Source organism: Streptomyces zhaozhouensis, from assembly GCF_900230195.1.
Taxonomy (GTDB): domain Bacteria; phylum Actinomycetota; class Actinomycetes; order Streptomycetales; family Streptomycetaceae; genus Streptomyces; species Streptomyces zhaozhouensis.
In genome coordinates this window covers 157419-181154 of sequence record NZ_OCNE01000009.1, presented here as the reverse complement: position 1 = coordinate 181154, position 23736 = coordinate 157419, and the positions used below count along the sequence as shown (strand labels likewise).

Sequence of the window (23736 nt, the reverse complement as noted above, 5' to 3'; positions counted from 1 at the left end):
CGGTGTCACGAGCGGTACCGAACGGGATACGGTGCTGGGGTCATCACGTGGAAAGCGTGGAAAGCGTGGAGTGGTGCCGCCGCGAGGGCGGCGATGGGGGAGCGGACCGAGATGATGTCATCCGACTCCGCCGCCGGGGCGAGGGGCGAGCCCGGCGAGGAGCGTGCGAGCACCGTGACGCCGTCCGACGACGGCGCGCGTGACGACCGCGCGCGCGGTGGCGGCCCGCTCGCCGGCGGTGTGGACGACGACTCGCTGGAGTCCGTGCGGCTGGGGGCGTTGTCCCTGCCGGCGCGCGCGGTCGTCGCGGTGGCCATCGGCGCGCTCGCGGTCTACGCGTGCTGGCACCTGGCGATGATCTTCCTCTTCGTCGCGCCGTCCAACACGGTGCGCGAGGAGCACTGGGGCACGGTCCGCGCGTACATGTACCCGGAGTTCGAGCAGAACTGGAAGCTCTTCGCGCCCAACCCGCTCCAGCGGAACACCGCCGTGCACGCCCGCGCGGAGATACGCGAGGGCGCGGGTCAGTCGCCGAGCACCACCGAGTGGATCGACCTCACCGCCTGGGAGATCGACCAGATCCGGCACAACCCGCTGCCCAGCCACTCCAACCAGAACATGCTCCGTCGCGGCTGGGACTTCTACGAGAAGTCGCACAACGACGACGGCGAACCGGTCGGGATGCGCGGCGAGGTCTCGGCGAGCTATCTGCACCGGATCGCGCTGGAGCGGCTCGGTGACCGGCTCGACCTGACCACCGTGGAACGCATCCAGCTGCGGGTGGTCAACACCCGCGTTCCCGCGCCGAACTGGCGCAGCGAGGACTTCGACACCGAGCCCACCGCCGAGGAGCTGGGCTGGTGGACGGTGACCACCGAGGACCTGCCGGCCGACGTCCGCACCAGCGGCGACGCCGCCGGCCGCGGCGCCGAGGCCGAGGGTGAGACCGAGGACGCCGACGGCGGCACCGAAGCAGACGGTGACACCGCAGCCGACGCGAACGACGACACCGACGGGAACGAGGCGCGGCCATGACAGTCCCCCCGCCCCGTTCCGCGCCGGCCGCCGAGAGCGGCGGCCCCGGGGGGCCCGGGGCCCGGAACGCCGGGGGCCCCCCGCCGCCCTCGCCGTTCGCCGACCTCGGCCGGAAGTTCGACGGCGCGCTGCTGCGCGGCATCGGCAACATCACCCGCCGGGCGCTCGGCCCCTACCAGACGGCGATCGTGCGGATCGGCTTCGCCTTCACGATGCTGCTGTACCTGGTGCGTGAGTGGCCGAACCGCGGACTGCTCTACGGCCCGGACAGCCCCTGGGGCTACGACCTGGCCAGTCGGTTCGTCGACGACACCGGGGCGTTCACCCCGCTGCTGTGGTCGGACTCGGCGCTGTGGTTCGAGTTCGTCTACCACCTGGCGATCCTCGCCTGTGTGGCGCTGCTGCTCGGCTGGCGCACCAGGGCGAGCTCGACGCTCTTCATGGTCGGCGTGCTCGCCGTGCAGAACCGCAGCGTCTTCATGGGCGACGGCGGCGACAACGTCATCCATCTGATGGCGATGTACCTGGTGCTCACCCGCTGCGGCCAGGTCTGGTCGCTGGACGCCAGGCGCCGCGCCCGCCGCGCGGCGGCCGGGGTGCCGGCGACGCACGACCCGGTGGGCGTGGCGATCTGGGCGGTGCTCGGCGTCGCGCTGCTGCTCTCCGTCGTGACCGGGAGCATGGACAGCCTGGTGTGGACGCTGTTCTTCGCCGGGATGTGGGCGGTGCACGCGTTCTGGTGGCTGGTCACCAGGTACGCGCCGGGCGAGCCCCGGATCGTCTCCCGGATGATCGGCAACCTGGTCCACAACGCGGCCCTGCTGGTGATCATGTTCGAGGTCTGCGTCATCTACGCGACCGCCGGCTGGTACAAGATCCAGGGCTCGCGCTGGCAGGACGGCACGGCGGTCTTCTACCCGCTGAAGCTGGACTACTTCAACGCCTGGCCCGAGCTGAGCGACCTGATCACCGGCAGCGGCCTGCTGGTGCTGGCGCTGACCTACGGAACGGTCATCGTGCAGGTCGCGTTCCCCTTCGCGCTGCTCAACCGCCGCGCCAAGAACGTGCTGCTGTTTCTGATGATGGGCGAGCACCTGGGGATCGCGGTGATGCTGGGGCTGCCGTTCTTCTCGCTGGCGATGATCGCGATGGACGCCGTCTTCCTGCCCACCGTCTTCCTGCTGTGGGCAGGCGACCGGACCGGGCGGATCGCCCGCCGCGTCACGGCGCCGGTGGCGCGGCTGGTCGGGCGCGGCGAGCGGCCCGCGCCGCCGACCGAGGCGCCCGCTCCCGCGCCGGCCCCGGCCGGGGCCGAACGCGCGTGACGCCGGCCGAGGCGGGCGCGCGCTGGCGGGCGCTGTCCGCACGGCATGTGCTGCTGGACGGCTTCCACGCGCTCAAGCACGCGCTGCGCTTCGGCGCCCGGGTGGAGCTGGCGCTCGCCGTCGACCCCGCCGCGACCCGGGAGCTGGCGGAACGGCTGGCGCCCGACCTGGGCGAACGCCTCGCCGCCACGCTGCTGGAGGTCCCGGCCGAGACCCTGCGGGAACTGGTCGGCAGGCCGCACCCCACGGGCGTCGCCGCGCTGGCGGAGCCGGCGCCCGCCGACCCCGCGCTGCTGCCGCCGCCGGCCGGGCGGGGCGCCCCGTTGGTGGTGCTGGACCAGCCGCGCCATCTGGGCAACGTGGGCGCCGTGGTGCGCCTGGCGGCGGGTGTCGGCGCGGCCGGGGTGCTGACCACGGGCACGGTGGACCCCTGGCATCCGACGGTGCTGCGTTCCTCGGCCGGGCTGCACTACGCGGTGCCGGTGGGCAGGACGGAGGTGGACCGGCTGCCGGCGGGGCCGCTGCTCGCCCTCGACCCGGAGGGCGAGGACCTGCGCGGACTGACCGTTCCCGAGGGCGCGTTGCTCGCCTTCGGCTCCGAACGCGCCGGGCTCACGCCCGAGGTGCGCGCCCGCGCGGACGCGCTGGTCGCGCTGCCGATGCGCCCCGGGGTCTCCAGTTACAACCTGGCCACCAGCGTGGCCATGACGCTCTACCACTGGCGCGCCACCGCCCGTTGAACGCCGGCGGCCCACGCGCGGCGGCGCCCGACGCGGCCCTCGGCCGCCTCGGACGCCGTTGCCTCTCCCCCCTCGGGCCTCAGTAGAGCGCGTTGTCCAGCGACGACTGCCAGTAGGTGACCTGCGCCGCGTCGTCGACGTGGATCTCGCCGCCGGGCAGCGGCACGTCGATCTGCCCGCCCGTGGGCTGGTCGTCGCGGTCGGTGAGGGTCACGCCGAGACTGTCGATCGTGTGCCCCTCGCCGGAGTCCCCCGAGGCGTCGGAGGTCAGCAGCCCCGCGTACGCCACCTGGCCCGGGTCCAGCACGATGACGCTCTGCGGCTTGCTGTCCTCGTTACGCGGCGCGGGCGCCTGGGCGTCCTCGCCCAGACGCAGCAGCGGGGCGTGGTAGGCCGCACAGGTCTCGTCGCCGGTGTTGGTCACGGTCAACAGCATGTGGTTGATCGGCCGTTCGACCGGGGTGACCTTCAACTCGACGCCGCCCTCGGCGCAGGGCGGGAACTCGGCCGCCTCCTCGGAGGACACCTCGCGGGGCTCCTCCCCGGCCTCCGGCTGGGTGGCCTCCGGCTCGCCGCCCGACTCCTCGTCGTCCGCGGCGCCGGGGTCGACGGAGACGTTGCCGTCGCCCTCCGTGTCGTCCCCCGCCGCGTCCTCCGTGCCGTCCTCGCCCTCCTCGGCGGCGCCGTCCGAGTCGCCCGAGTCGCCCGAGTCGGTGGAAGAGGACTGGGAGGGCGAGGCGTTCGCGTCGTCCTTGTCGTCGTCCTGGCAGGCGGTGAGGGACGCCATCGTCAGCGCCACGCCGAGCGCGGCGACGGCGGCGGTCCGAACGCGGGAACGGCGGTGCGGTGCGCGGGTCTTCATGGTGGGTGTTCCTTCCGTGGTCTGTCGGTCGGTGACGAGAGGCAGCATGTGCCGCTTCCCGTCCCACCAGCCAGCGGACACGGCCGGTTCGGAGGGGTGGGACGGCCCCGAGGGGGCTGAGCTGGAAGTATGGTGAGCGGATCGAATGCCGGGACGGGACGCCGAAGAGGGGTTGGGACGTTGACGCCGGGTGCGGAGACGGCGGATCTCGCCGCGTTGCTCATGGAGTGGAAGACCCGTTCCAAGCTGAGCTACGGGGTGCTGGCACAGAGACTCCACCTCAGCGCCTCCACCCTCCACCGGTACTGCCGGGGCGAGGCGCTCCCGCCGGAGTTCGCGATCGTGGAACGCTTCGCCAGGGTCTGCCGCGCCACGCCGGAGGAGCAATCCGAGGCGCACCGGCGCTGGATCGCCGCGGACCTCGCCCGGCAGCGGGACCGCAAAGGCCCCCGGCCGGCCGAACCCGAGGCGCCGACGCGGCCCGTGGCCGCGCCCTCCGCCGGCACGGCGGACCCGCTCCCGGAACCGGAACCCGCCGCCGCGCCGGCCGAACCCGCCGCGCCCCGCCGTCCCCGGCCGCCGCTGCCGTGGATCGCGGGCGGCGCCCTCGCCGCCGGCCTCGCGGCGGTCCTGCTGGCCGTGCTCCTGCCCGAAGGGGAGGGCGGCGCGGAGAAGGACTACGTCAGAAACCCGGTCACGGGCACCGCACCCCTGAACGTGACCACCCGCCCCTTCGCGTTCGAGAACTGCGACGGCGCGCTCTACCTCGTCGACCGGCCGCCGGCCGAGGTGCCGCCTCCGCCGGACGAGGGCAAGGCGCACGGCTGGGTACGGGCGCTGGGCGCGGTGGTGGCGGACCGCCAGCTGATGGAGTTCACCATCCAGGGCAGCGGGGACTCCACCGTCGTCCTCAACGACCTGCGGGTCAACGTCACGGAGACCGGCGACCCGCTGCCGTGGGAGCTCTACGGCGGCTACGCCGGCTGCGGCGGCGGCCCCGTGCGGACCACCGACTTCACCCTCGATCTGGACGCCGGGGCGCCCGAGTTGGTGGCCGACCCCGACCAGGACGACCTGCCGCTGTCCGTCGACGAGAACGAGCCGGTGGTCTTCTACCTCGACGCGCGCACGGAGAGCCGGGACGTGACCTGGCACCTCGAACTCGACTGGTCGAGCGGCGACGAGTCGGGAACGCTCCGCGTCGACGACGAGGGCAGGTCGTTCCGGACGAGCGCCTCCAGCGGGCAGACGGAGTGGGGGTACATGATCGGCGGCACGGAGTGGTTCGACGTCGACAACCCGGCCGGCGGGTAGCCGGCGCGAACAGCGGAGCACCCTGGCTCGCGCGGTGTCGCCTCACCCCGGTGGGCGGTTCGGGGGTGCGGGGAACCGCGCGGGTGACCGCCCACCGGGGCGAGGCCGACAACTCACCGCGGCCACGACGCACCGCTGTCGCCCCACCGCCCCGCGGCCCCACGGCCAGCGGCCCAGCGGTTACGCGATGCCGCCTGTCGCCGCCCCCGCCGCCATCGCCTCGTTGAACGCGGCGACGCGCTCCGGCACCTCACGCAGCCCGTCGATCCGCATCGTCGGCAGGCGTTCCGCGTCCGGGTGGTCGCGTTGGATGGTCGCCCACGGCCCGCGCCTGATCAGCGCGGTGCGCAGGCCGACCGACGCCGCCGGCGCGATGTCGTGGTCCAGGCGGTCGCCGACGTAGAGAATCTCCTCCGGCGCCACCTCCAACTCCTCGACCAGCAGCTCGAAGAAACGCGGATCCGGCTTGGCGACGCCCAGGTCGCTTGAGGTGAGCACCAGCCCCGCGTAGCCGGAGAAGAGCGTCCGCAGCACCTGTGTCGTCGCGGGGCTCTGGTTGGCGGCGATGCCCAGCCACATCCCGGCCTGCCGCATGACTCTGATGGTGATGCGCACATCCGGGTAGAGGTCGTTCTCCCCGAACCACTCCGGCTCCCCGGCCGCCGTGCGCTTCTCGCGCTCCAGCGCCATGTCGAAGCCGGGCCGGAAGACCTCGAACGCCTCCCTCGGGTCGAGCCCCCGGGCGAGCGCCGCCCCGAACACCGCCGAGAACGTGTGCCGTGGCACCCCGAGCCAGGCGGCCCAACCGGCCCACTCCCGGCTCTCGTCCACCAGGCACTCACCCACGTCGAACACCACCGCTCGAATCATGGCGGGGAGCGTATAGAGCGGATCGTCCCACCGGAACGGGGCCATCCCTCGCGCGGGCGGCATCCCCGGGAAACGGGGACGCGGCACCGGGGGATGAGGCATCCTGCGCCCAGCACCCCGCGCCCCCACCCCGCGCGTTCCCGGCGTACCGCGCCCGGCGCCCCCGGGCGCGCGCCCTCCGCGAAGCGCGGCGGGCAACGTCCGGCGGGCAGCGTCCCACGGGTTATCGAACGGCGCGGCAAGGTCACTCGCGCGCCATCCCCCGAAGGGGTAGTCCGTTGCGCAATGCGGTGGAACCTCGCACCGAGCACCCCTCGACACCCCGCACAGTGGGTACCGGAGGAGTCCGGTGCGCTCGGCGACGAGCCGACTACAGCACCGGGGACGGCTGTGTCAGAGCGAGGGAGCGTTTCGATGGCCTGGACCGACGGCGCCTGCGTGGTGGACACCAGGAGCGGCAGGGTCGGGCGGGTGGCGGGGCGGATCGGCCCGCGGTTGCGGCTGCGGCCGTTGACCAGGGGCCGCCCCTGGCACTGTCCCGCCGACGCGGTTCGCGCCGCGTCCGAGTGGGAGCAGCGCAACGCCGACGTGCTGGACGAGAACTGGCGCTTCTGGCGCCCCGCCTGAGCCTCCCGCCCCCCAGCTGAAACGATCCGGCCAGCGGATCGGCAGGTGGGAGGCGGGAGAGGGCAGGCGAGGATGCCGACGGTTCAGGCGGGGCGGCGCACCTGCGCCCAGTGGAAACGGGTCGCGACGAACGCCCCGTCCACCAGCGCCGCGTTCCCCGCCGGGTTGCCTCCGCTGCCGTGGTAGTCGGCGAACGCGGCGGTCTGGTTGACGTACACCCCGCCGGTCAGGTTCAGCGAGAGCTGCGCCCGTTCGTCCAGACAGACCCCGACCAGGTCGCGTTCCACCTCGTGCGAGGTCGTGTGGCCGAGCACGGTCAACGCCCCGCGCTCCCGCAGCGTGCGGCGCAGCAGCGCCAGCGCCTCCGCCGTCGAGTCGACGGCCACGGCGAAGGACACCGGCCCGAACCACTCGGCGAGCAGCGTCCTCTCCACCCCGGGCCGCCGCGCGTCCAGCCGCACCAGCAGCGGGGTGCGCACCCGTCCCCCGGGGAAGTCGGGATGCGTGAACTCGCGGGAGGCCAGCGCGACTTCGCCGGTCTCCCCGGCCGCGGCGATCCGGGACAGCACACCGGGGTCGGCGACCGCGCCCAGCAGCCCGGCCGCGCGCCGGTCGTCGCCCAGCAGCTTGTCGACGGCGGCGGCCAGGTCCGCGACGACCTCGTCGAAGCCCTTGGGGCCCTCGTCGGTCCCGATCCCGTCGCGCGGGATCACCAGGTTCTGCGGGGTGGTGCACATCTGGCCGCTGTAGAGGGAGAGCGAGAACGCCAGGTTGGCCAGCAGGCCCCGGTAGTCGTCCGTGGAGTCCAACAGCACCGTGTTGACGCCGGACTTCTCGGTGTAGACGCGCGCCTGCCCGGCGTTCTCCTCCAGCCAGTCGCCGAAGGCGGCCGACCCGGTGAAGTCGACGATCCGGACATCCTCCCGGACCGCCAGCGCCCGTGCGCTGTGCTCTCCGTCCCCCTCGGCGGCCAACGCCACCAGCTGCGGGTCGAACCCCGCCTCCGCCAGCGCCTCGCGCGCCGTCGACACGGTCAGCGCCAGCGGCAGCACCGCGCGCGGATGCGGCTTGACCAGCACCGGGTTGCCGGTGGCCAGGGAGGCGAAGAGCCCCGGGTAGCCGTTCCAGGTCGGGAAGGTGCGGCAGCCGACCAGCAGCGCGACGCCGCGCGGTACCGGGGTCAACGTGGAGGTGACGCGCAGCGGTTCGTGGCGGCCCCGGGGCCTGGTCCACTCCGTGGTCGCCGGGTGCCTGGTCTGCTCGACCAGCGCGCTGGCGACGGCCTCCAGGCCGCGGTCCAGCGCGTTGGGCCCGCCGGCCTGGAGCGCCATGGCGTAGCCCTGGCCCGTGGTGTGCATGACGGCGTGCGCCAACTCGGCGGTGCGCGCGGCGATCCGCGAGAGGATCTCGACGCAGACCAGCGCCCTCAGCTCGGGCCCGGCGTCCCGCCAGGCGGGCAGCGCGGCCCGCATCGCGGGCAGCAGCACGTCCGGGTCGGGGCGTGGATAGCTGATGCCCAACGCCGGTCCGTAGGGCGAGACCTCGGCGCCGACCCAGTCGTCGGTGCCCGGCTGGTCCAGCGCGAACCGGCGGCCGGTGAGCGAGTCGAACGCGGCGGCGCCCTCCTCGCGGGAATAGTCGCGCGGGTTGTCGGAGTACGCCGACCAGTGTCCGCGTTCCCGCAGCGCGCTGGTGGCGCGCTCCAGGGTGGGGCGGTGGCGTTCGGTCAGCAGGGAGCGGGTGAGCGAAGGGGTCATCGACGGCCAACTCCTCGCGGTGCGGGTGGGCACGATTGTGCAACCCGCCACTCGGCCGGGGCTAGGGCGCGTCGCCCGCCGCTCTCGGAGAGCGTCACCCGGGGAACGGGTGTCCGGCGGGGCGTCCGTCTCGCCGCGTCCTCCTCGGGCGGAGCCGCGCGGACCCCGACTCCCGGGCGCCGCAGTGCCGTTCGCGGCGGTCCGGGCGGCGGTCGGCCGCCTAGGGTGAACCGGTGCCGAAGGCCGCGCGCCTGGCGACGAGACCGGGGAGCCCATGCAGTACGACGGTGCGAGCGGTGCGGCGGCGTCCCCCGCTCCCGGTGCCTCATCGACCGGCGACCGGCGCCCGCCCGACCCGGAGGAGGCCGAGGCGTTCCTGCGGCGGTTCCACGCGGAGGAGCCGGAGCAGCCGGTCCCGTTGGGGGCCCGGCTGGCCGCGGTGCGCGCCGAGATCGCGCGCACGGGCACATACCGGCACACGCCCGCCGAGCTGGAGTTCGGCTGCCGGGCCGCCTGGCGCAACTCGGCCCGTTGCATCGGCCGCCTCTACTGGCGCAACCTGCGGGTGCTGGACCGGCGTTCGGCCCGCACGCCCGAGGAGATCCACCGCCATCTGGTGGAGCATCTGCGGCTGGCCACCAACGGGGGGCGCGTCCGGCCGGTGATCTCGGTCTTCGCCCAGGAGGCGCCAGGCCGGCCGGCGCCGAGGGTGTGGAACGACCAGTTGATCCGGTACGCCGGCTACCGCGCCGAACGCGGCGGGATCGTCGGCGACCCGGGCCGGGTCGGGTTCACCGAGGCGGTCCGCCGGCTCGGCTGGCGGGCGCCGGGCGGCGCCCACGACATCCTGCCGTGGGTGGTGGAGGTGGCGCACGAAGCGCCGCGGGTGCTGGAGGTGCCGCGCGAGGAGGTGCGCGAGGTGCGTCTGCGCCACCCCGACGTGCCGGCGTTCGACGCGCTCGGCCTGCGCTGGTACGCCGTCCCCGCGATCTCGCACATGCGCCTGTCGATCGGCGGCGTGGACTATCCGTTGGCGCCGTTCAACGGCTGGTACATGGGCACCGAGATCGGCGCCCGCAACCTCGTCGACGCCGACCGCTACGACCTGCTGCCCGTGATGGCCGAACTGCTCGGCCTCGACACCGGCAGGGAGTCGACGCTGTGGCGGGACCGGGCGTTGGTCGAGCTGAACGTCGCGGTGCTGCACTCCTTCGAGAGCGCCGGCGTCAGGATCGCCGACCACCACACGCTCTCGCGGCACTTCCTGACCCATGTGGAGCGCGAGGAGCGGCTGGGCCGCCCGGCGCCGACCGACTGGAGCTGGATCGTCCCGCCGCTCTCCGGCGGGATCACCCCGGTCTTCCACCGCTACTACGACGAGGTCGAGTCGCGGCCCAACTTCTTCCTCGACGACGACGCCAGGGAGCGTGCCGCCGGCCGCTGCCCGGCGGGGCCGCGGAACGCGGGCGACGTCCCGGGCCCCCTCCGGTGACGGCGGGCCGTCCCGGGCCGGGTCAGGTCAGTTCGAAGGAGCCGGTGGCCAGTTCGCCCGCCGGCTCGTAGACCTGGACCACGACTCCGGTCGGGGTGGCCTCCGTGTGGGTCAGCCGCAGGGCGGCCGGCGGGGAGCCCTCGGGCAGGAGCCGCCGGCCGCCGCCCAGCACCACGGGGAACGTCAGCAGCCGCACCTCGTCGACCAGCCCCTCCGCCAGCAGCGTCCTGGCCAGCCGGCCGCTGCCGTGCACCTGGAGCTCGCGGCCCGGCCGTGCCCGCAGCTCGGCGACCTCGGCGACGACGTCGGGTCCCAGCACCTCGGTACCCTGCCAGGAGGGGGTGCGCAGCCGGCCGGAGGCGACGTACTTGGGCAGGCCGTTGAGCTTCACGGCCACGATGTCGTCCGGGTCGCTGATCAGCGGCCAGTGCGCGGCGAAGATCTCGTAGGTCCGCCGGCCCAGCAGAAACGCGTCGGCCTCCGCGAACCAGCCGCTGACCAGCCGTCCCATCGCCTCGTCCGCGTAGGGGACCACCCAGCCGCCGCGGGTGAAGCCGTCCGTGGTGTCCTCGTGCGGCCCGCCGGGGCCCTGCACCACGCCGTCCAGCGAGACGAACTGGGTCAGGGTGAGTCTCATCGTTGGCGCTCCTTCACTGCGCGTGGCCTGCCCCCGGGACCACCGTCACCCGGCGGCGGGCGCCGCGCGACCCGGGCCGCGCCCCACGGGTGGCCACCGCAGCAGCGCCGCGACGAGGCGTTCCACGGCGTCGGCGCCGCCCTGCGGCAGGAAGAGCGACGGTTCGTTCAGCTCCAGCTCCAGCACCCGGAAGGCCCCCGCGTCGTCCCTGACCAGGTCCACCCGGGCGTAGGTCGGGGTCCCGAGCCGCCTGGCGACCAGGTCCGTCACGGAACGGGCGACCGCGAGCTGGGCCTCGGTGGCGACGTGCTCGGTGTTGGTCTCCTCGGCGAAGAGACCGTCGATCGACCCGGCGCGGGGGAGGGCCACCCGCTTGTTCGCGGCATGGCTGAAGACCCCGTCGAAGAAGACCAGCGGCCATTCGCCCTCGGCGGCGACCGACGAGAGGAACGGCTGCACCAGCACCACCGTGCCCGCCGCATGAAGCCGTGCGACGTGGGCCCGCGCCGGCTCGTGCTGGTCGGGGCCGTAGGAAGCGGCGTCGCGACTGCCGGCCCCGACGGCGGGTTTGACGACGAACCGGCCGGCGGGGAACGCCACCGGGGCGCCCGGGGGCGCGAACGCGGTCGGTGTCGTCGGTATCCCGGCGCCCTCCAGCTCCGCCAGATACCGCTTGTCCAGACTCCACCGCACGGTCGCCGGCGGGTTCACGAGATCGCTGACCGCGTCCACCTCGTCGAGCCACCGCAGAAACTCCGCGAGGCGCTCCGGATAGTCCCAGGCCGAGCGCACGACCACCCGGTCGAAACGGGACCACCGCGCCCCGGGGTCGTCCCAGTCGACCACCTCCACCCGCACCCCGGCCCGCTCCAGCGCGGCCAGGGCCAGCGGCTCGTCCTCGTCCCGCCCCCGGGCCGCGCGGGTGGTCACCCAGGCCAGACGTTCGACACGCGTGCGCACGGGGCCACCGTAACGGGGACGCGCCCCGCCCTACGGCTCGGGCAGCAGGTCGGTCTCCTCGAACACCAGCAGCGTGCGGGTGGAGAGCACCTCGGGGATGGCCTGGATACGGGTGAGCACCAGCTCGCGCAGCTGCTGGTTGTCGGCGGTGTGGACCAGCAGCAGCACGTCGAAGTCCCCGCTGACCAGGGCGATGTGCGCGGCCCCCGGCAGCCGGGCCAACTGCTCGCGGACGGTGCGCCAGCTGTTCTGGACGATCTTCAACGTGACATAGGCGCAGGTGGCCTGCCCGGCCCGCTCCTGGTCGATCCTGGCCGTGAACCCCCTGATCACCTGGCCCTCGACGAGGCGGTTGATGCGCGCGTAGGCGTTGGCCCGCGAGATGTGCACCCGTTCGGCGACCGAACGCACCGAGGCGCGGCCGTCGTTCCGCAGCAGTCGCAGTATCGACTCGTCTATCGCGTCGAGCGGCCGTTCGCCCCCGTTGGGCAACTGGTCCTCCGGCATCCCGTTGAGCCTCCCCTCCCTGGACGTCCTGGCCCCATATCACGGCATATGCGGCCGACTGTCCACAGGGCGTCACCGCGGCTAGCCATTTCGCCGGTCGGTTCGAACAATCTGTGGGGAGAGCGTCGCGTTTCGTCGCGGGTCGCTCGGCACGAACCCGGTCGGCGCGCGGCGGCCCAGGGCCTCGTCCGCCGACCTTCCTCCACAGCGAGGCCGACCCCACCCGTCCGCCCAGGCACCAGGCGGCGGCGGCCCCTGTGGCGACCCCGCCCCGGGCGCCGGGCGACGGCCGGGCGCCCGGGCGGGGTCGGGGCCCTGGACGGGGGCGCGACGGGGAGGGGAGCGCTACGGTGACGGCCATGACGGCGGCGAGCGAGCACCAGGACCCCGACGCGGCGCCCGAGGCGGTGGTGCTGGCCGGGGGAGCGGCGCGCCGGCTCGGCGGGGCCGACAAGCCGGCGGTGCGCGTCGGCGGACGGACGCTGCTGGACCGGGTGTTGGCCGGCTGCCCGGCCGGCGGCCCCGACCCGGTCGTGGTCGGGCCGAGACGGCGCACCGCGCGGCCGGTCCGGTGGACCCGCGAGGAGCCGCCCGGCGGCGGGCCGCTGCCGGCGCTGGCGGCCGGCCTCGCGCTCACCGAACGCCCGCTGGTCGCGGTGCTCGCCGCCGACCTGCCGTTCCTCGACGCCGCGACGGTGCCCCGGCTGGCCGCCGCCCTGCCGCCGGACGCCGACGGCGCGCTGCTGGTCGACCCCGGGGGGCGGGACCAGCCGCTGACCGGCGTCTACCGGGCCGCCGCGCTGCGCGCCGCGCTCGCCGCGCTCGGCGAGGCGCCGGCGGCGCTGGCCGGCCGGCCGCTGCGCGCCGCCCTCGGCGGCCTGCGGCTGCGCCGGTTGCCGGGACCCCCGGCGCTGGACTGCGACACCTGGCCTGACATCGCCGTCGCCCGCGCCGCCATCGGCGACCATGGGGTGGTGCTTGAGGAATGGATCGCGGCGGTCAAGGCCGAACTCGGCGTGGAACTCGACGTGGACACCAAGGCGCTGCTGGACGCGGCCCGCGACGCCGCGCACGGCGTCACGCGCCCGGCGGCCCCGTTGACCACCTTTCTCATCGGCTACGCGGCCGGCCGCACCGGGCTCCCCCCGGCCGAGGCCGCCGCCCGCGTCGCCGCCCTCGCCGAGGACTGGGCGCGGGAGCGGGCCGAGCCGGAGGCGCGGCCGTGATCGACGACTTCGACGACGCGCTGGCCCTGGCCAACGGCCCGGCCGGGCGCGACGGCGCGGGACGGCGCCGGGCGCGCGCCACCCCCGGCCTGGGGCGCGCGGAGTCGGGGGGCGCGCGGACGGAGGAGGACGCCCCCGGCGGCGCTCCGGAGCACGCTGCCGAGGAGGGGGAACGGGACGACACCGGCGCGCACCACCCGGCGTGGGAGCGCGCGCGGGAGCTCGCACACCGTGCGTTCCGCCCCCTCGCGCCCCGGGGGCTGCCGCTGGAGCAGGCGGGCGGCCACACGTTGGCCTCCCCGTTGCACGCCCTCACCGACCTGCCCGCGTTCGACACCTCGGCCATGGACGGCTGGGCCGTCGCGGGTCCGGGGCCCTGGCGGCTGGTCGAGGGGCCGCCCGCGCTGGCCGGCGGGCCGCTCGCCACGCCGCTGACCGACGGCCTCGCGATCCCCATCGCCACCGGCGCGCGCCTGCCCGAGGGCGCCACCGCCGTGCTCCGCTCCGAGGCCGGCGCCGTCCACCGGGCCCTGCTCACCGGCCACACCCCCGAGCCGGGTGCCGACATCCGCCCGCGCGGCCAGGAGTGCCGCAGCGGCGCCGCGCTGCTGCCGTCGGCCGCGCCCCTCACCCCCGCCGCCCTCGGCCTCGCCGCCGCCGCCGGCTACGACCGGCTCACCGTCCGGCCGCGCCCGCGTGCCGAGGTGCTGGTCCTCGGCGACGAACTCCTCCACCGGGGGCTGCCGCACGACGGCCGGGTGCGTGACGCCCTCGGCCCCATGGTCGGGCCCTGGCTGACCGCCCTCGGCGCCGAGGTGCTGGTCACCCGCCGCCTCGGCGACGACGCCGAGGCGCTCGCCGAGGCCGTCGCCACCACCCGCGCCGACCTCGTCGTCACCACGGGCTCCACCGCCGCGGGCCCCGTCGACCTGCTCCGCCGCGTGCTGCGCGAACGTGGCGCCCGCCCGCTGGTCACCGGCGTCGCCGTCCGCCCGGGGCACCCCATGCTGCTGGCCGAGCTCCCCGGCGCGGTCCCGCTGGTCGGCCTCCCCGGCAACCCGCTGGCCGCCGTCTCCGGGCTGCTCACCCTGGCCGGCCCGCTGCTGCGCGCCCTCACCGACCGGCCGCTCGCCGAGGACCGCGCGGCGCTCCTGGCGGAACCGGTCGCGGGCCACCCCCGCGACTCCCGGCTGGTCCCGGTCGTCCACCGCACCGACCCCGCCACCGTCCGACCTCTGAGCTACGCTGGCCCGGCCATGCTGCGCGGCATCGCGGCCGCCACAGCCCTGGCGGTGATCCCGCCCGGAGGCGCCGAGGCCCACGCCGAGGTGCGCCTCCTCGACCTCCCAGAGGCATGAGACTTCCCAGCACCCCCACGGACGACCGGCCCGTCTACCAGGACCGTTCCCCCGGCGTCTCGCTCCCGCGCTACGCCGCCGGCCCCCTGGTCCAGGTGGCCCGCCGGCTGCTGCTCGCGACCGGGGTGATGGCGCTGGCCGTGGTGCTGGTCTGGCTCGACCGTCGCGGCTACCACGACAACCACGACAACGAGGTCAGCTTCACCGACGTCCTCTACTACGTCACGGTCTCGCTCTCCACCACCGGCTACGGGGACGTCGTCCCCGCCAGTGACGGGGCGCGGCTGATGACCACGTTCTGCATCACCCCGCTGCGGGTCGCGTTCCTGATCATCCTGGTCGGCACCACCCTCGAGGTGCTCACCGAGCGCACCCGCGACCAGTGGCGGCTCTCCTACTGGAGGAAGCACTTGCGCGACCACACCGTCATCGTGGGCTTCGGCACCAAGGGCCGCTCGGCGGCGGAGACGCTGATCAGCGGGGGCCTCAACCAGGACCAGCTGGTCGTCGTCGACCCCGACGCGACCGTCGTCGAGTCGGCCAACGCGCTCGGCTACGCGGGCGTCGTCGGCGACGCCACCCGCAGCGACGTCCTGGTGCGCGCGAGGGCCGACCGGGCCCGGCAGGTCGTCATCGCGACCCAACGCGACGACACCGCCGTGCTGGTGGCCCTGACCGCCCGCCAACTCAGCAAGCAGGTCCGGATCGTCGTCTCCGTCCGCGAGCAGGAGAACGTCCCGCTGCTGCGGCAGTCCGGCGCCGACTCGGTGATCACCAGCGCCAGCGCCGTCGGCCGACTGCTCGGCCTGTCCATGATCAGCCCCAGCTCGGGCGCGGTGATGGAGGACCTGATCCAGCACGGCAAGGGCCTCTCTCTCAAGGAACGCCCCGTCACCAGCGAGGAGGCGGGCCGCTCGCCGCGCGAGTGCGCGGACCTGGTCGTGTCGGTGATACGCGGCCACCGGATGCTGCCCTACGACGACCCGGACGTCGCCACCCTGGAACTGACCGACCGGCTGGTCGTGATCCACCGCGTCCGCCCCGAGGAGGAACACCACCCGCCCCGCCGCCCCCGGGAGAAGGGCCCCGGCTCCTGGCGCATCCCCCGCCGCTGACCGCCTTGCCGGCGGGGCGCGGTCGACCACCGGCCTGGCTGGCTGGGTGGTCGTTCCGCGGCCCGGCGGGTCTGTCGCCCTCACGACGGGGCGAGGGCGCCCGCGGTGCCGCACCGGGCGGGTGACCCCTGCCGGAGGCACCCTCTTCGCGCGTAGCATCCCCGCCATGGCAACGACCAGCGGAGACACGCCCGCCACCGGACAGTGGTTCCCCGCCGAGTGGCCGGAGCGCATCCGCGCCCTGGCCAGGGGCGAGCTGACCCCCGTTCCCGCACGCCCCGCCGCCACCGTGCTGCTGCTGCGCGACGCCGCCGGCACCGCAGAAGGCCCCACCGGCCCCGAGGTGTTCCTGCTGCGCCGCCGCCGTTCGATGGCGTTCGCCGGCGGCGCGTACGCCTACCCCGGCGGCGGCGTCGACCCCCGCGACGGTGACGGCGGCGTCGACCCCCGCGACGCCACGCGCCCCGCCGCGCCCGCCCCCGCCGCGACCGTCCTCGCCGCGCTCCGCGAACTCTTCGAGGAGGCCGGGGTGCTGCTCGCCGGCCCCGACCGGCACAGCCTCGTCGACGACGTCACCGGCGACGACTGGGAGGCCGACCGCCGCGCACTGGTCGACCGGGAGCTGTCGTTCAGCGCCTTTCTCGCCCGCCGAGCGCTGGTGCCGCGCGGCGACCTGCTGCGGCCTTGGGCGCGTTGGATCACCCCGGAGTTCGAGAGCCGGCGCTACGACACCTGGTTCTACGCCGCCGCCCTGCCGCCGGGGCAGCGCACCAGGAACGCCTCGACGGAGGCCGACCACGCCGCCTGGCTGTCGCCGGCCGAGGCGGTCGCCGGCTTCGAACGGGGCGAGATGCTGATGATGCCGCCCACCGCCGCCACCCTCCGCCAGTTGCTGCCGCACCGCACGGCCGCGGAGGCGCTGGCCGGCGCCGCCGACCACGACCTGGCGCCGGTGCTCGCCCGCGCCACCCTGGTCGGTGACGAGGTGGTGCTGAGCTGGCCGGGCCACGAGGAGTTCGAGAAGCGGGTGAGCGGCCGGTGACCGGCGCGGCGACGCCCCCGGGACGGCCCAGCGGCGCGGCGCCCAGAGGCCGGATCACCGCCCGCGCGACCTCCGTGCTGGCGCCCAACGCCTCCCCGATGACCCTGGACGGCACCAACACCTGGATCCTCGCCGAGCCCGACGCCGCGCGCGCCGTCGTCGTCGACCCGGGCCCCCGCGACGAGGGGCATCTGCGCGCCGTGCGGGACGCGGTCACCGCGCGCGGCCAACGCGTCGACCTGGTGCTGCTCACCCACGGCCACCCGGACCACGCCGAGGGCGCCGTCCGGTTCGCCGAGCTGACGGGCGCCCCGGTCAGGGCGCTGGACCCGGCGCTGCGGCTCGGCGACGAGGGACTGGGCGACGGCGACGTGGTCACCACCGGCGGCATCGAGCTGCGGGTGGTCGCGACCCCGGGGCACACCGGGGACTCGCTCTCGTTCCATCTGCCGGCCGACGGCGCCCTGTTGACCGGCGACACCGTGCTCGGCCGGGGCACCACCGTGGTGGCGCACCCGGACGGCAGGCTCGGCGACTATCTGGACTCGCTGCGCCGGCTGCGTTCCCTCACCGAGGGCGAGGCGGGCGCGCACACCGTGCTGCCGGGCCACGGTCCGGTGCTCGCCGACGCGCAGGGCGCGATCGACCACTATCTCGCCCACCGCGCGGAGCGCCTCGCCCAGGTGGAGGCGGCGGTGGAACGTGGGCTGACCACCCCGGAACAGGTGGTCGCCGAGGTCTACGCGGCCGTCGACCGGGCCCTGTGGCCGGCGGCGGAACTCTCCGTCCGCGCGCAACTCGACCACCTGAGGGAACGCGGACGCCTGCGGAGGCCGCCGGCGCACGGCTGAGCCCCCCGCGCGCCGGCGGCGTGACGCCACACGCCCCGCGCGCGGGAGGAACGGGAAGGGGTCAGCGCGAGCGCCGCGCCAGGCGCTCGATGTCCAGCAGGATCACCGCGCGGGCCTCCAGGCGCAGCCAACCCCGGGCGGCGAAGTCCGCCAGCGCCTTGTTGACCGTCTCGCGGGAGGCTCCCACCAGTTGGGCGAGCTCCTCCTGGGTCAGGTCGTGCACCACGTGGATGCCCTCCTCCGACTGCACGCCGAAGCGGCGGGAGAGGTCGAGCAGCGCCTTGGCGACGCGCCCAGGCACGTCGGAGAAGACCAGGTCGGACATGCTGTCGTTGGTGCGCCGCAGCCGGCGGGCCACCGCGCGCAGCAGCGCGGAGGCGACCTCGGGCCTGGTGCTGAGCCAGGGCTGGAGGTCGCCGTGGCCGAGGCCGAGCAGCCGGACCTCGGTGACGGCGGTCGCGGTGGCGGTGCGCGGGCCCGGGTCGAAGAGCGACAGCTCGCCGATCAGCTCGCCGGGGCCGAGCACGGCCAGCATGTTCTCCCGGCCGTCGGGCGAGGTGCGGTGCAGCTTCACCTTGCCCTCGGTGACGACATAGAGCCGGTCGCCGGGGTCCCCCTCGTGGAAGAGGGTGTCGCCACGGGCGAGCGTGGCCTCGGTCATGGAAGCGCGCAGCTCGGCGGCCTGCTCGTCGTCGAGTGCCGCGAAGAGCGGGGCACGCCGCAGTACGTCGTCCACGGGTTCCTCTCCTTGTCGGCCGCGAGGGCCGGTGGTCTTCCAGCCCCCCGGCCGGGCGCCGGGGAACGATTTGACCTTCTCATCATGCCGGACGTCCCGGCGTGGCCAGCGGGTACAAGTCTGACGCACCGGTGCGTACCGGCCCACGGCAGGGGCCCGTTCGGTGGGCGAAAGGCCGGAGGGCGGGGCGAATGTCGGCCCTCCCGTTTACGCTGGCCGGGTGGCCAGCGGACGCGGGCGCGCGTGCGGTGGAGCGGGAGAAAGCGAGGGCCACCCGGGTGAACGCACGGCAGGATTCCGCTGAGGGCGAACAGGGCGCGGCCGGGCGGGTGAGCCCGTCCCCGGCGGGCCGCCGAGGGGGCGCCGCCGCGAAGGGCGAGAGCCGGCTGGCCATGGTGCGCCGGGCGCGCCGGACCTACCGCGCGCTGGGCGAGGTGTACTACTACGCCCACCCCGAGCTGGACTTCGAGGACCCGTTCCAGCTGCTGGTCGCCACGGTCCTCTCCGCGCAGACCACCGACCTGCGGGTCAACCAGACGACGCCCAAGCTCTTCGCCGCCTACCCCACCCCCGAGGACCTGGCGGCCGCCGACCCCTCGGTGCTGGAGGAGCTGATCCGCCCCACCGGCTTCTTCCGCAACAAGGCCCGCTCGCTGATCGGCCTCTCCACCGCGCTGCGCGACCGCTTCGACGGTGAGGTCCCCGGCCGACTCGAGGACCTGGTGACCCTGCCCGGCGTCGGCCGCAAGACCGCGCACGTGGTCCTGGGGAACGCGTTCGGCCGCCCCGGGATCACGGTGGACACCCACTTCCAGCGGCTGGTGCGCCGGTGGAAGTGGACCGAGCAGGAGGACCCGGTGAAGATCGAGGCGGAAGTGGCCGAGATCTTTCCCCGGAAGGACTGGACGACCCTGTCGCACCGGGTGATCTTCCACGGCCGCCGGATCTGCCACAGCCGCAAGCCGGCCTGTGGCGCCTGCCCGATCGCGCACCTCTGCCCGTCGTTCGGTGAGGGCGAGACCGACCCGGAGAAGGCGCGGAAGCTGCTGAAGTACGAGATGGGCGGCCAGCCAGGGCAGCGGCTGAAGCCCCCGGCCGACTACCCGGGCCGGCCGGCACCGCCCCTGGGCACCCCGGCGGACGGGGCCTGACCCGCGGCCCGCGTCCGCCCGCCGCCCCGCCACCTCTGCCCAGGGAGCCCGCCCTTGACCAGCCCTCACCCCGCCGACCCCCGTCCTCGTGCCGCCGGCCCCGGCCCCGGGGTCAAAGGCCCCCGCGTTCCCTCGGCGGATCCCCGTGCCCCCTCGGCGGACCCCCTTGCCCCCTCGGCGGACCCGCCGGGCGCCGAGGCGCGGGACGAGCTGCCCGCGTGGCTGCGCCCGCTGGCCGAGGCCGCGCGCACCATCGAGCCGCGCCAGCTCAGCGCCTTCCTGCCGCCGCCCGACGGCGGGCGCCCCTCGGCGGTGCTGGTGCTCTTCGGCGAGGGCGAGTGCGGCCCCGAGCTGCTGCTGTTGGAACGGGCCAGCAGCCTGCGCCAGCACGCCGGCCAGGCCTCGTTCCCCGGCGGCGCCCTGGACCCCGAGGACGGCGACCCGGAGGGCGCCGGCCCCTGGCGGGCCGCGCTGCGCGAGGCCGAGGAGGAGACCGGGCTCGACCCGGCAGGCGTGCGGATCTTCGCCACGCTGCCCCGGCTCTACATCCCGGTCAGCCGCTTCGTGGTCTCCCCCGTGCTGGCCTGGTGGCGCAAGCCGACCCCCGTCGCCCCGCAGGACCCGGCCGAGACCGCGCGGGTCTTCACCGTCCCGCTCGCGCGGCTGTGCGACCCCGCGCACCGGGGCACCGCGCTCCACCCCAGCGGCTACCGGGGGCCCTGCTTCGAGGTCGCCGACACCCTGGTCTGGGGCTTCACCGCGGGGGTGATCGACCGCCTGCTGCACTACGGCGGCTGGGAGAAGCCCTGGGACGACGGGCGGCTGCTCCCGTTGGACCACTCGGCGTGAGCCACGCCCGGCCCCGTGAGAACGTGGCCGGGTGAACGTCCTCGACGTCTCGCTGCTGCTGGCCGCCGGCTCGCTCGCGGTCATCGGCTACGGCCGGGGGCTGCTGCTCGGCGTCTGCTCGGCGGTCGGCCTGCTGACCGGAGTGCTGCTCGCGACCCGCGCGCTGACCCTGCTCTGGCCGGAGGGCACGGGCACCGCGGGCGCCGCCGCCGGGCTGGTGCTGCTGGGTTCGGCGGCCGTGGTCGGGCAGGCCACCGCGACGCTGCTCGGCGCCCGGCTGCGCGCGCTGGTCACCTGGCCGGCGGCCCGCGCCGTCGACGCGGCCGGCGGGGCGCTCGTGCACGCCCTTGCGCTGCTGCTCGTCGCGTGGCTCTTCGGCTCCGCGCTGACGCTGGTCACCTCCGGCACGCTCGGCAGCGAACTGCGTTCCTCCCGCGTCCTCTTCGGGGTCTCCCGCGCCCTGCCTGCCGAGGCCGAGGGGTGGGCCGGAGAGCTGAGCGGGGTGCTCGCGCCCGGTGCCCCGCGGGGGCTGGCCGCGCCGATCGGCACCGAGCCGATCACCCGGGTGCCGCCGCCCGACCCGGAGCTGGTCGACGCGCCGGCGCTGAGCGGCGTCTGGCGCTCCGTGGTGCGGATCGAGGGCTCGGCGCCCGGCTGCGGGCGCACCCTGGAGGGCACCGGTTTCGTCTTCGCTCCCGGGAAGGTGATGACCAACGCGCACGTCGTCGGCGGCGTGGGCGCGCCGCTGGTGCGCGTCGGCGGGCTCGGGGAACGCTTCCCCGGCGAGGTGGTGCTCTTCGACCCGCTGCGCGACATCGCCGTGATCGACGTGCCGGGCCTCCCGTCGCCCGCCCTGCCGTTCAGCGCGCGGGCGGCCGAGTCGGCGGACGGCGCGGTGGTCGTCGGGTTCCCCGAGGGCGGCCCGTACGAGGTCGGGTCGGCCCGCGTCCGGGACCGCTACCGGGCCAGGGGCCCGGACATCTACCGCGGCGACATGGTCAACCGGGAGGTGTACTCGCTCCACACCACCATTCGCCCGGGCAACTCCGGCGGCCCGCTGCTGTCGCCAGAGGGCGAGGTGCTGGGGGTGGTCTTCGCCCGCTCCCTCGACGAGGACAGCACGGGGTACGCGCTGACCTCGGACGAGGTACGGGAGATGGCCGCCCGCGGGCGTACCGCCGAACGGCCGGTGAACACCGGGCGCTGCGCGCCGGCATGACGGCCGTTCGGTGAGATGTGGGGGTGCTCGGTTCGTGAGGTGTCGAGTGCTCGGCGCGGAGCGTGGGGCTCAGCCGCGCGGGTGCCGCAGGCGGGCGCTGACCCAGCGCGCGCGACGGCGGAGGATATCCGGAAATCTGATCGCCGTGTCGGGCAACGGGCCACCCCGGAAGTCGCGAGCGGCGCCTCGCGCCCGGGTGGCGGCCCCATTGCCGCTTGGTTCACGTGCCACGTCACGGTATTCGTGCGTCCAGCCCATAACACGTCCCTGCCCGTGCTCCAAGGTCAGTAACCCAGATCCGCGAAGTCCACGGGCGTATGCGACTGGCAGTTGCCAACGGCCCCGAGGCCCCGTCAACCGCCCGTAGACCAGGCGTCTACGGTGCGTTGACGAAACGTCCCGCGACGGGAGGACACGACGGGAGAAGGGGCGCCGCGGAAGGCACCGGGGGGCCGGCGGCCCGCCAGGGGGCCGGCGCGCCTCAGCGGTCCGGCGCGCCTCAGCGGTCCGGCTCGGGATCGCGCAGCCAGTCGATCAGCTCGGTGCTGAACGCGGCCGGGTCCTCCTCGTGCGGGAAGTGCCCCAGACCGTCGAAGAGCCGCCAGCGGTAGGGCGCCTCCACATACTCCCCCGACCCGGCCGAGCTGCGCGTGCGCACCACGGGATCCAGGGAACCGTGCAGATGGAGCGTGGGCACCAGCACCGGCCGCTTCATGCGCCGGTTGAACTGGACCCCGTCCGGACGCACGAGCGAACGCACCAGCCAGCGGTACGGCTCGACCGCGCAGTTCGCGGTGGAGGGCACGCACATCGCCTGCCGGTAGACCAGCACGTCGGCCGGCTCCGGCTGACGGGGCCCCGACCACTGCCGCAGCAGCCGCCCCACCAGCGCCCCCTCGTCCGCGACCAGCTGACGCTCCGGCAGCCAGGGACGCTGGAAGCCCCACACGTAGCGGCTGGCCGCCGTCTGCCGGGGGTCCCGCAGCAGCGCGGCGCGCCAACTCCGCGGGTGCGGCATCGAGGAGACCGCCAGCCGCCGCACCAGCTTGGGCCGCATCACAGCCGCCGTCCACGCCAGATAGCCGCCGAGATCGTGCCCGACCAGCGCGGCGTCCGGCTCCCCGAGCGAACGGATCACGCCGGTCACGTCGAGCGCCAGATTCGCCGGATCGTAGCCGCGCGGGGTGCGGTCGCTGCCGCCGATGCCCCGCAGATCCATGGCCACGGCCCGGAACCCGGCCTCGGCCAGCGCCGTCAGCTGGTGCCGCCAGGTCCACCAGAACTGGGGGAACCCGTGCACCAGCAACACCAGCGGCCCCTCGCCCGTCTCGGCGATATGGAACCGCGCGCCGTTGGCCGCGACATCGCGATGCGTCCACGGTCCGTCCCGGAGGATCACCGAGGAACGCATCCCGGAGTGGTCGGCGTGTGTCATGTGGACGAGCCGGCGCGGTCGCCGGCCACGGCCCGCGCGTCGGAGGTCTCGGCCCGATCGGCGGCCACGTCGGATGCCCCGTCGCGGGGGCGCGGCTTGGCGTGGGAGAGCACGGTCGCCGACTCCTTGGCGGAACGGATGGACCGCTCGGGCGGCGAGATCTTCCCGAGCTTGCGCTTCGCCCACAGCGCCATCAACAGCGCCAGCACCAGATAGATGCCGGCGACGATCAGACAGGCGATGGCCAGCGGGAGGTCCCACCAGTTCCGCAGCCAGAACGCCAGCGCGAAGCTCAGCAGCGGCACGGCGAAGACGACCAGCCCGGCCGCCACCACCCCGGCGACGCTCCCGAAGAGGGCGCGTTTGACGTCCTGTCGGATCTCGGCCTTGGCGAGGGCGATCTCGTCGTGCACCAGACCGGACAGCTCGCCGGTCGCCGAGGCGACCAACTCTCCGAGGCTGCGCCCCTCGTCGGCTGCGCTCATCGCGTTCTCACTTTCTCTCCTGGCGTGGTTGCGGTAGGTGCACGTGACAGTAGTGGTGCCCATGGTGGTGCGTCCGTCGCGACACCTCGTCGCCCCCGGGAGGGATGCCACAGATGGTATAGGGGCGCCCGATCAACGATCGG

Annotated in this window: 23 protein-coding genes; 14 read left to right on the top strand and 9 right to left on the bottom strand. The window is 75.0% G+C overall.

What is annotated here, in order from left to right:
* Positions 1-111: 111 nt before the first annotated feature.
* Genes CRP51_RS15090 through CRP51_RS15080 form a run of 3 tightly spaced genes read left to right on the top strand, consistent with a single transcriptional unit; the run spans position 112 to position 3100 of the window.
* A complete protein-coding gene (locus CRP51_RS15090; RefSeq protein ID WP_141514610.1) occupies positions 112-1035 on the top strand; it encodes a DUF5819 family protein in 924 nt (307 codons plus the stop codon).
* Positions 1032-2360: an HTTM domain-containing protein gene (locus tag CRP51_RS15085; RefSeq protein WP_245880590.1), complete on the top strand. Its 1329-nt coding sequence runs from the start codon at positions 1032-1034 to the stop codon at positions 2358-2360. The genes CRP51_RS15090 and CRP51_RS15085 overlap by 4 nt, the downstream gene beginning before the upstream one ends.
* Positions 2357-3100, top strand: a complete 744-nt coding sequence (locus CRP51_RS15080; RefSeq protein WP_097231699.1) for a TrmH family RNA methyltransferase — start codon at positions 2357-2359, stop codon at positions 3098-3100. The genes CRP51_RS15085 and CRP51_RS15080 overlap by 4 nt, the downstream gene beginning before the upstream one ends.
* Before the next feature lie 79 nt (positions 3101-3179).
* Here the strand turns inward: CRP51_RS15080 and CRP51_RS15075 are convergent, their stop codons facing one another.
* Complete coding sequence (locus CRP51_RS15075; protein WP_097231698.1) at positions 3180-3962, bottom strand: DUF4232 domain-containing protein; 783 nt, start codon at positions 3960-3962, stop codon at positions 3180-3182.
* 180 nt (positions 3963-4142) lie between these two features.
* Between CRP51_RS15075 and CRP51_RS15070 the strand changes: the two genes are divergently transcribed.
* Positions 4143-5276, top strand: coding sequence for a helix-turn-helix domain-containing protein (locus tag CRP51_RS15070; RefSeq protein ID WP_245880589.1), 1134 nt, complete (start codon positions 4143-4145; stop codon positions 5274-5276).
* Between the two features lie 180 nt (positions 5277-5456).
* Here CRP51_RS15070 and CRP51_RS15065 read toward each other — a convergent pair whose 3' ends face one another.
* Positions 5457-6146: an HAD family hydrolase gene (locus CRP51_RS15065; protein ID WP_097231751.1), complete on the bottom strand. Its 690-nt coding sequence runs from the start codon at positions 6144-6146 to the stop codon at positions 5457-5459.
* A gap of 414 nt (positions 6147-6560) precedes the next feature.
* Between CRP51_RS15065 and CRP51_RS15060 the strand changes: the two genes are divergently transcribed.
* Positions 6561-6773 carry a hypothetical protein gene (locus CRP51_RS15060; protein ID WP_097231696.1) on the top strand — a complete coding sequence of 71 codons (213 nt, stop codon included), beginning with the start codon at positions 6561-6563 and terminating at the stop codon, positions 6771-6773.
* 83 nt (positions 6774-6856) lie between these two features.
* Here the strand turns inward: CRP51_RS15060 and paaN are convergent, their stop codons facing one another.
* Positions 6857-8530 (bottom strand): phenylacetic acid degradation protein PaaN, encoded by a 1674-nt coding sequence (gene paaN / locus CRP51_RS15055; RefSeq protein WP_097231695.1) that lies wholly within the window; start codon positions 8528-8530, stop codon positions 6857-6859.
* Positions 8531-8804: 274 nt separating this feature from the next.
* On the opposite strand from paaN, the gene CRP51_RS15050 reads away from it, so the two are divergent.
* On the top strand, positions 8805-10022 hold the full coding sequence (locus CRP51_RS15050) for a nitric oxide synthase oxygenase (protein WP_097231694.1): 1218 nt from the start codon (positions 8805-8807) through the stop codon (positions 10020-10022).
* A gap of 22 nt (positions 10023-10044) precedes the next feature.
* Here CRP51_RS15050 and CRP51_RS15045 read toward each other — a convergent pair whose 3' ends face one another.
* Genes CRP51_RS15045 through CRP51_RS15035 form a run of 3 tightly spaced genes read right to left on the bottom strand, consistent with a single transcriptional unit; the run spans position 10045 to position 12126 of the window.
* Positions 10045-10659: a dihydrofolate reductase family protein gene (locus CRP51_RS15045; RefSeq protein ID WP_097231693.1), complete on the bottom strand. Its 615-nt coding sequence runs from the start codon at positions 10657-10659 to the stop codon at positions 10045-10047.
* Between the two features lie 45 nt (positions 10660-10704).
* A complete protein-coding gene (locus CRP51_RS15040; RefSeq protein WP_097231692.1) occupies positions 10705-11619 on the bottom strand; it encodes an ATP-grasp domain-containing protein in 915 nt (304 codons plus the stop codon).
* Between the two features lie 30 nt (positions 11620-11649).
* Positions 11650-12126 carry an Lrp/AsnC family transcriptional regulator gene (locus CRP51_RS15035; protein ID WP_097231691.1) on the bottom strand — a complete coding sequence of 159 codons (477 nt, stop codon included), beginning with the start codon at positions 12124-12126 and terminating at the stop codon, positions 11650-11652.
* A 359-nt stretch (positions 12127-12485) separates the two neighbouring features.
* Between CRP51_RS15035 and CRP51_RS29565 the strand changes: the two genes are divergently transcribed.
* The 5 genes from CRP51_RS29565 to CRP51_RS15010 all read left to right on the top strand — a co-directional run bounded on the left by CRP51_RS29565 (position 12486) and on the right by CRP51_RS15010 (position 17718).
* Positions 12486-13352, top strand: a complete 867-nt coding sequence (locus CRP51_RS29565; protein WP_097231750.1) for an NTP transferase domain-containing protein — start codon at positions 12486-12488, stop codon at positions 13350-13352.
* Positions 13349-14710: a molybdopterin molybdotransferase MoeA gene (locus CRP51_RS15025; RefSeq protein ID WP_099459310.1), complete on the top strand. Its 1362-nt coding sequence runs from the start codon at positions 13349-13351 to the stop codon at positions 14708-14710. Before CRP51_RS29565 ends, CRP51_RS15025 begins: the two co-directional genes overlap by 4 nt.
* Positions 14707-15825: a potassium channel family protein gene (locus CRP51_RS15020; protein ID WP_097231690.1), complete on the top strand. Its 1119-nt coding sequence runs from the start codon at positions 14707-14709 to the stop codon at positions 15823-15825. Before CRP51_RS15025 ends, CRP51_RS15020 begins: the two co-directional genes overlap by 4 nt.
* A 166-nt stretch (positions 15826-15991) precedes the next feature.
* Complete coding sequence (locus tag CRP51_RS15015) at positions 15992-16867, top strand: NUDIX hydrolase (protein WP_097231689.1); 876 nt, start codon at positions 15992-15994, stop codon at positions 16865-16867.
* The gene (locus CRP51_RS15010; RefSeq protein ID WP_097231688.1) at positions 16864-17718 is read left to right on the top strand and encodes an MBL fold metallo-hydrolase; all 855 of its coding nucleotides are present in this window, start codon (positions 16864-16866) and stop codon (positions 17716-17718) included. Before CRP51_RS15015 ends, CRP51_RS15010 begins: the two co-directional genes overlap by 4 nt.
* A 61-nt stretch (positions 17719-17779) precedes the next feature.
* Here CRP51_RS15010 and CRP51_RS15005 read toward each other — a convergent pair whose 3' ends face one another.
* On the bottom strand, positions 17780-18454 hold the full coding sequence (locus CRP51_RS15005; RefSeq protein ID WP_097231687.1) for a Crp/Fnr family transcriptional regulator: 675 nt from the start codon (positions 18452-18454) through the stop codon (positions 17780-17782).
* A 191-nt stretch (positions 18455-18645) separates the two neighbouring features.
* Between CRP51_RS15005 and nth the strand changes: the two genes are divergently transcribed.
* From nth to CRP51_RS14990, 3 genes are all read left to right on the top strand, one after another.
* The gene (gene nth / locus CRP51_RS15000; protein WP_170970560.1) at positions 18646-19605 is read left to right on the top strand and encodes an endonuclease III; all 960 of its coding nucleotides are present in this window, start codon (positions 18646-18648) and stop codon (positions 19603-19605) included.
* A 210-nt stretch (positions 19606-19815) separates the two neighbouring features.
* Positions 19816-20454, top strand: a complete 639-nt coding sequence (locus tag CRP51_RS14995) for an NUDIX hydrolase (RefSeq protein WP_245880596.1) — start codon at positions 19816-19818, stop codon at positions 20452-20454.
* Between the two features lie 31 nt (positions 20455-20485).
* Positions 20486-21673, top strand: coding sequence for a MarP family serine protease (locus tag CRP51_RS14990; RefSeq protein ID WP_097231685.1), 1188 nt, complete (start codon positions 20486-20488; stop codon positions 21671-21673).
* A gap of 499 nt (positions 21674-22172) precedes the next feature.
* Here CRP51_RS14990 and CRP51_RS14980 read toward each other — a convergent pair whose 3' ends face one another.
* Both CRP51_RS14980 and CRP51_RS14975 read right to left on the bottom strand, forming a co-directional pair.
* Positions 22173-23108: an alpha/beta fold hydrolase gene (locus CRP51_RS14980; protein ID WP_097231683.1), complete on the bottom strand. Its 936-nt coding sequence runs from the start codon at positions 23106-23108 to the stop codon at positions 22173-22175.
* Positions 23105-23593 (bottom strand): phage holin family protein, encoded by a 489-nt coding sequence (locus CRP51_RS14975; protein ID WP_097231682.1) that lies wholly within the window; start codon positions 23591-23593, stop codon positions 23105-23107. Before CRP51_RS14975 ends, CRP51_RS14980 begins: the two co-directional genes overlap by 4 nt.
* Positions 23594-23736 lie beyond the last annotated feature (143 nt).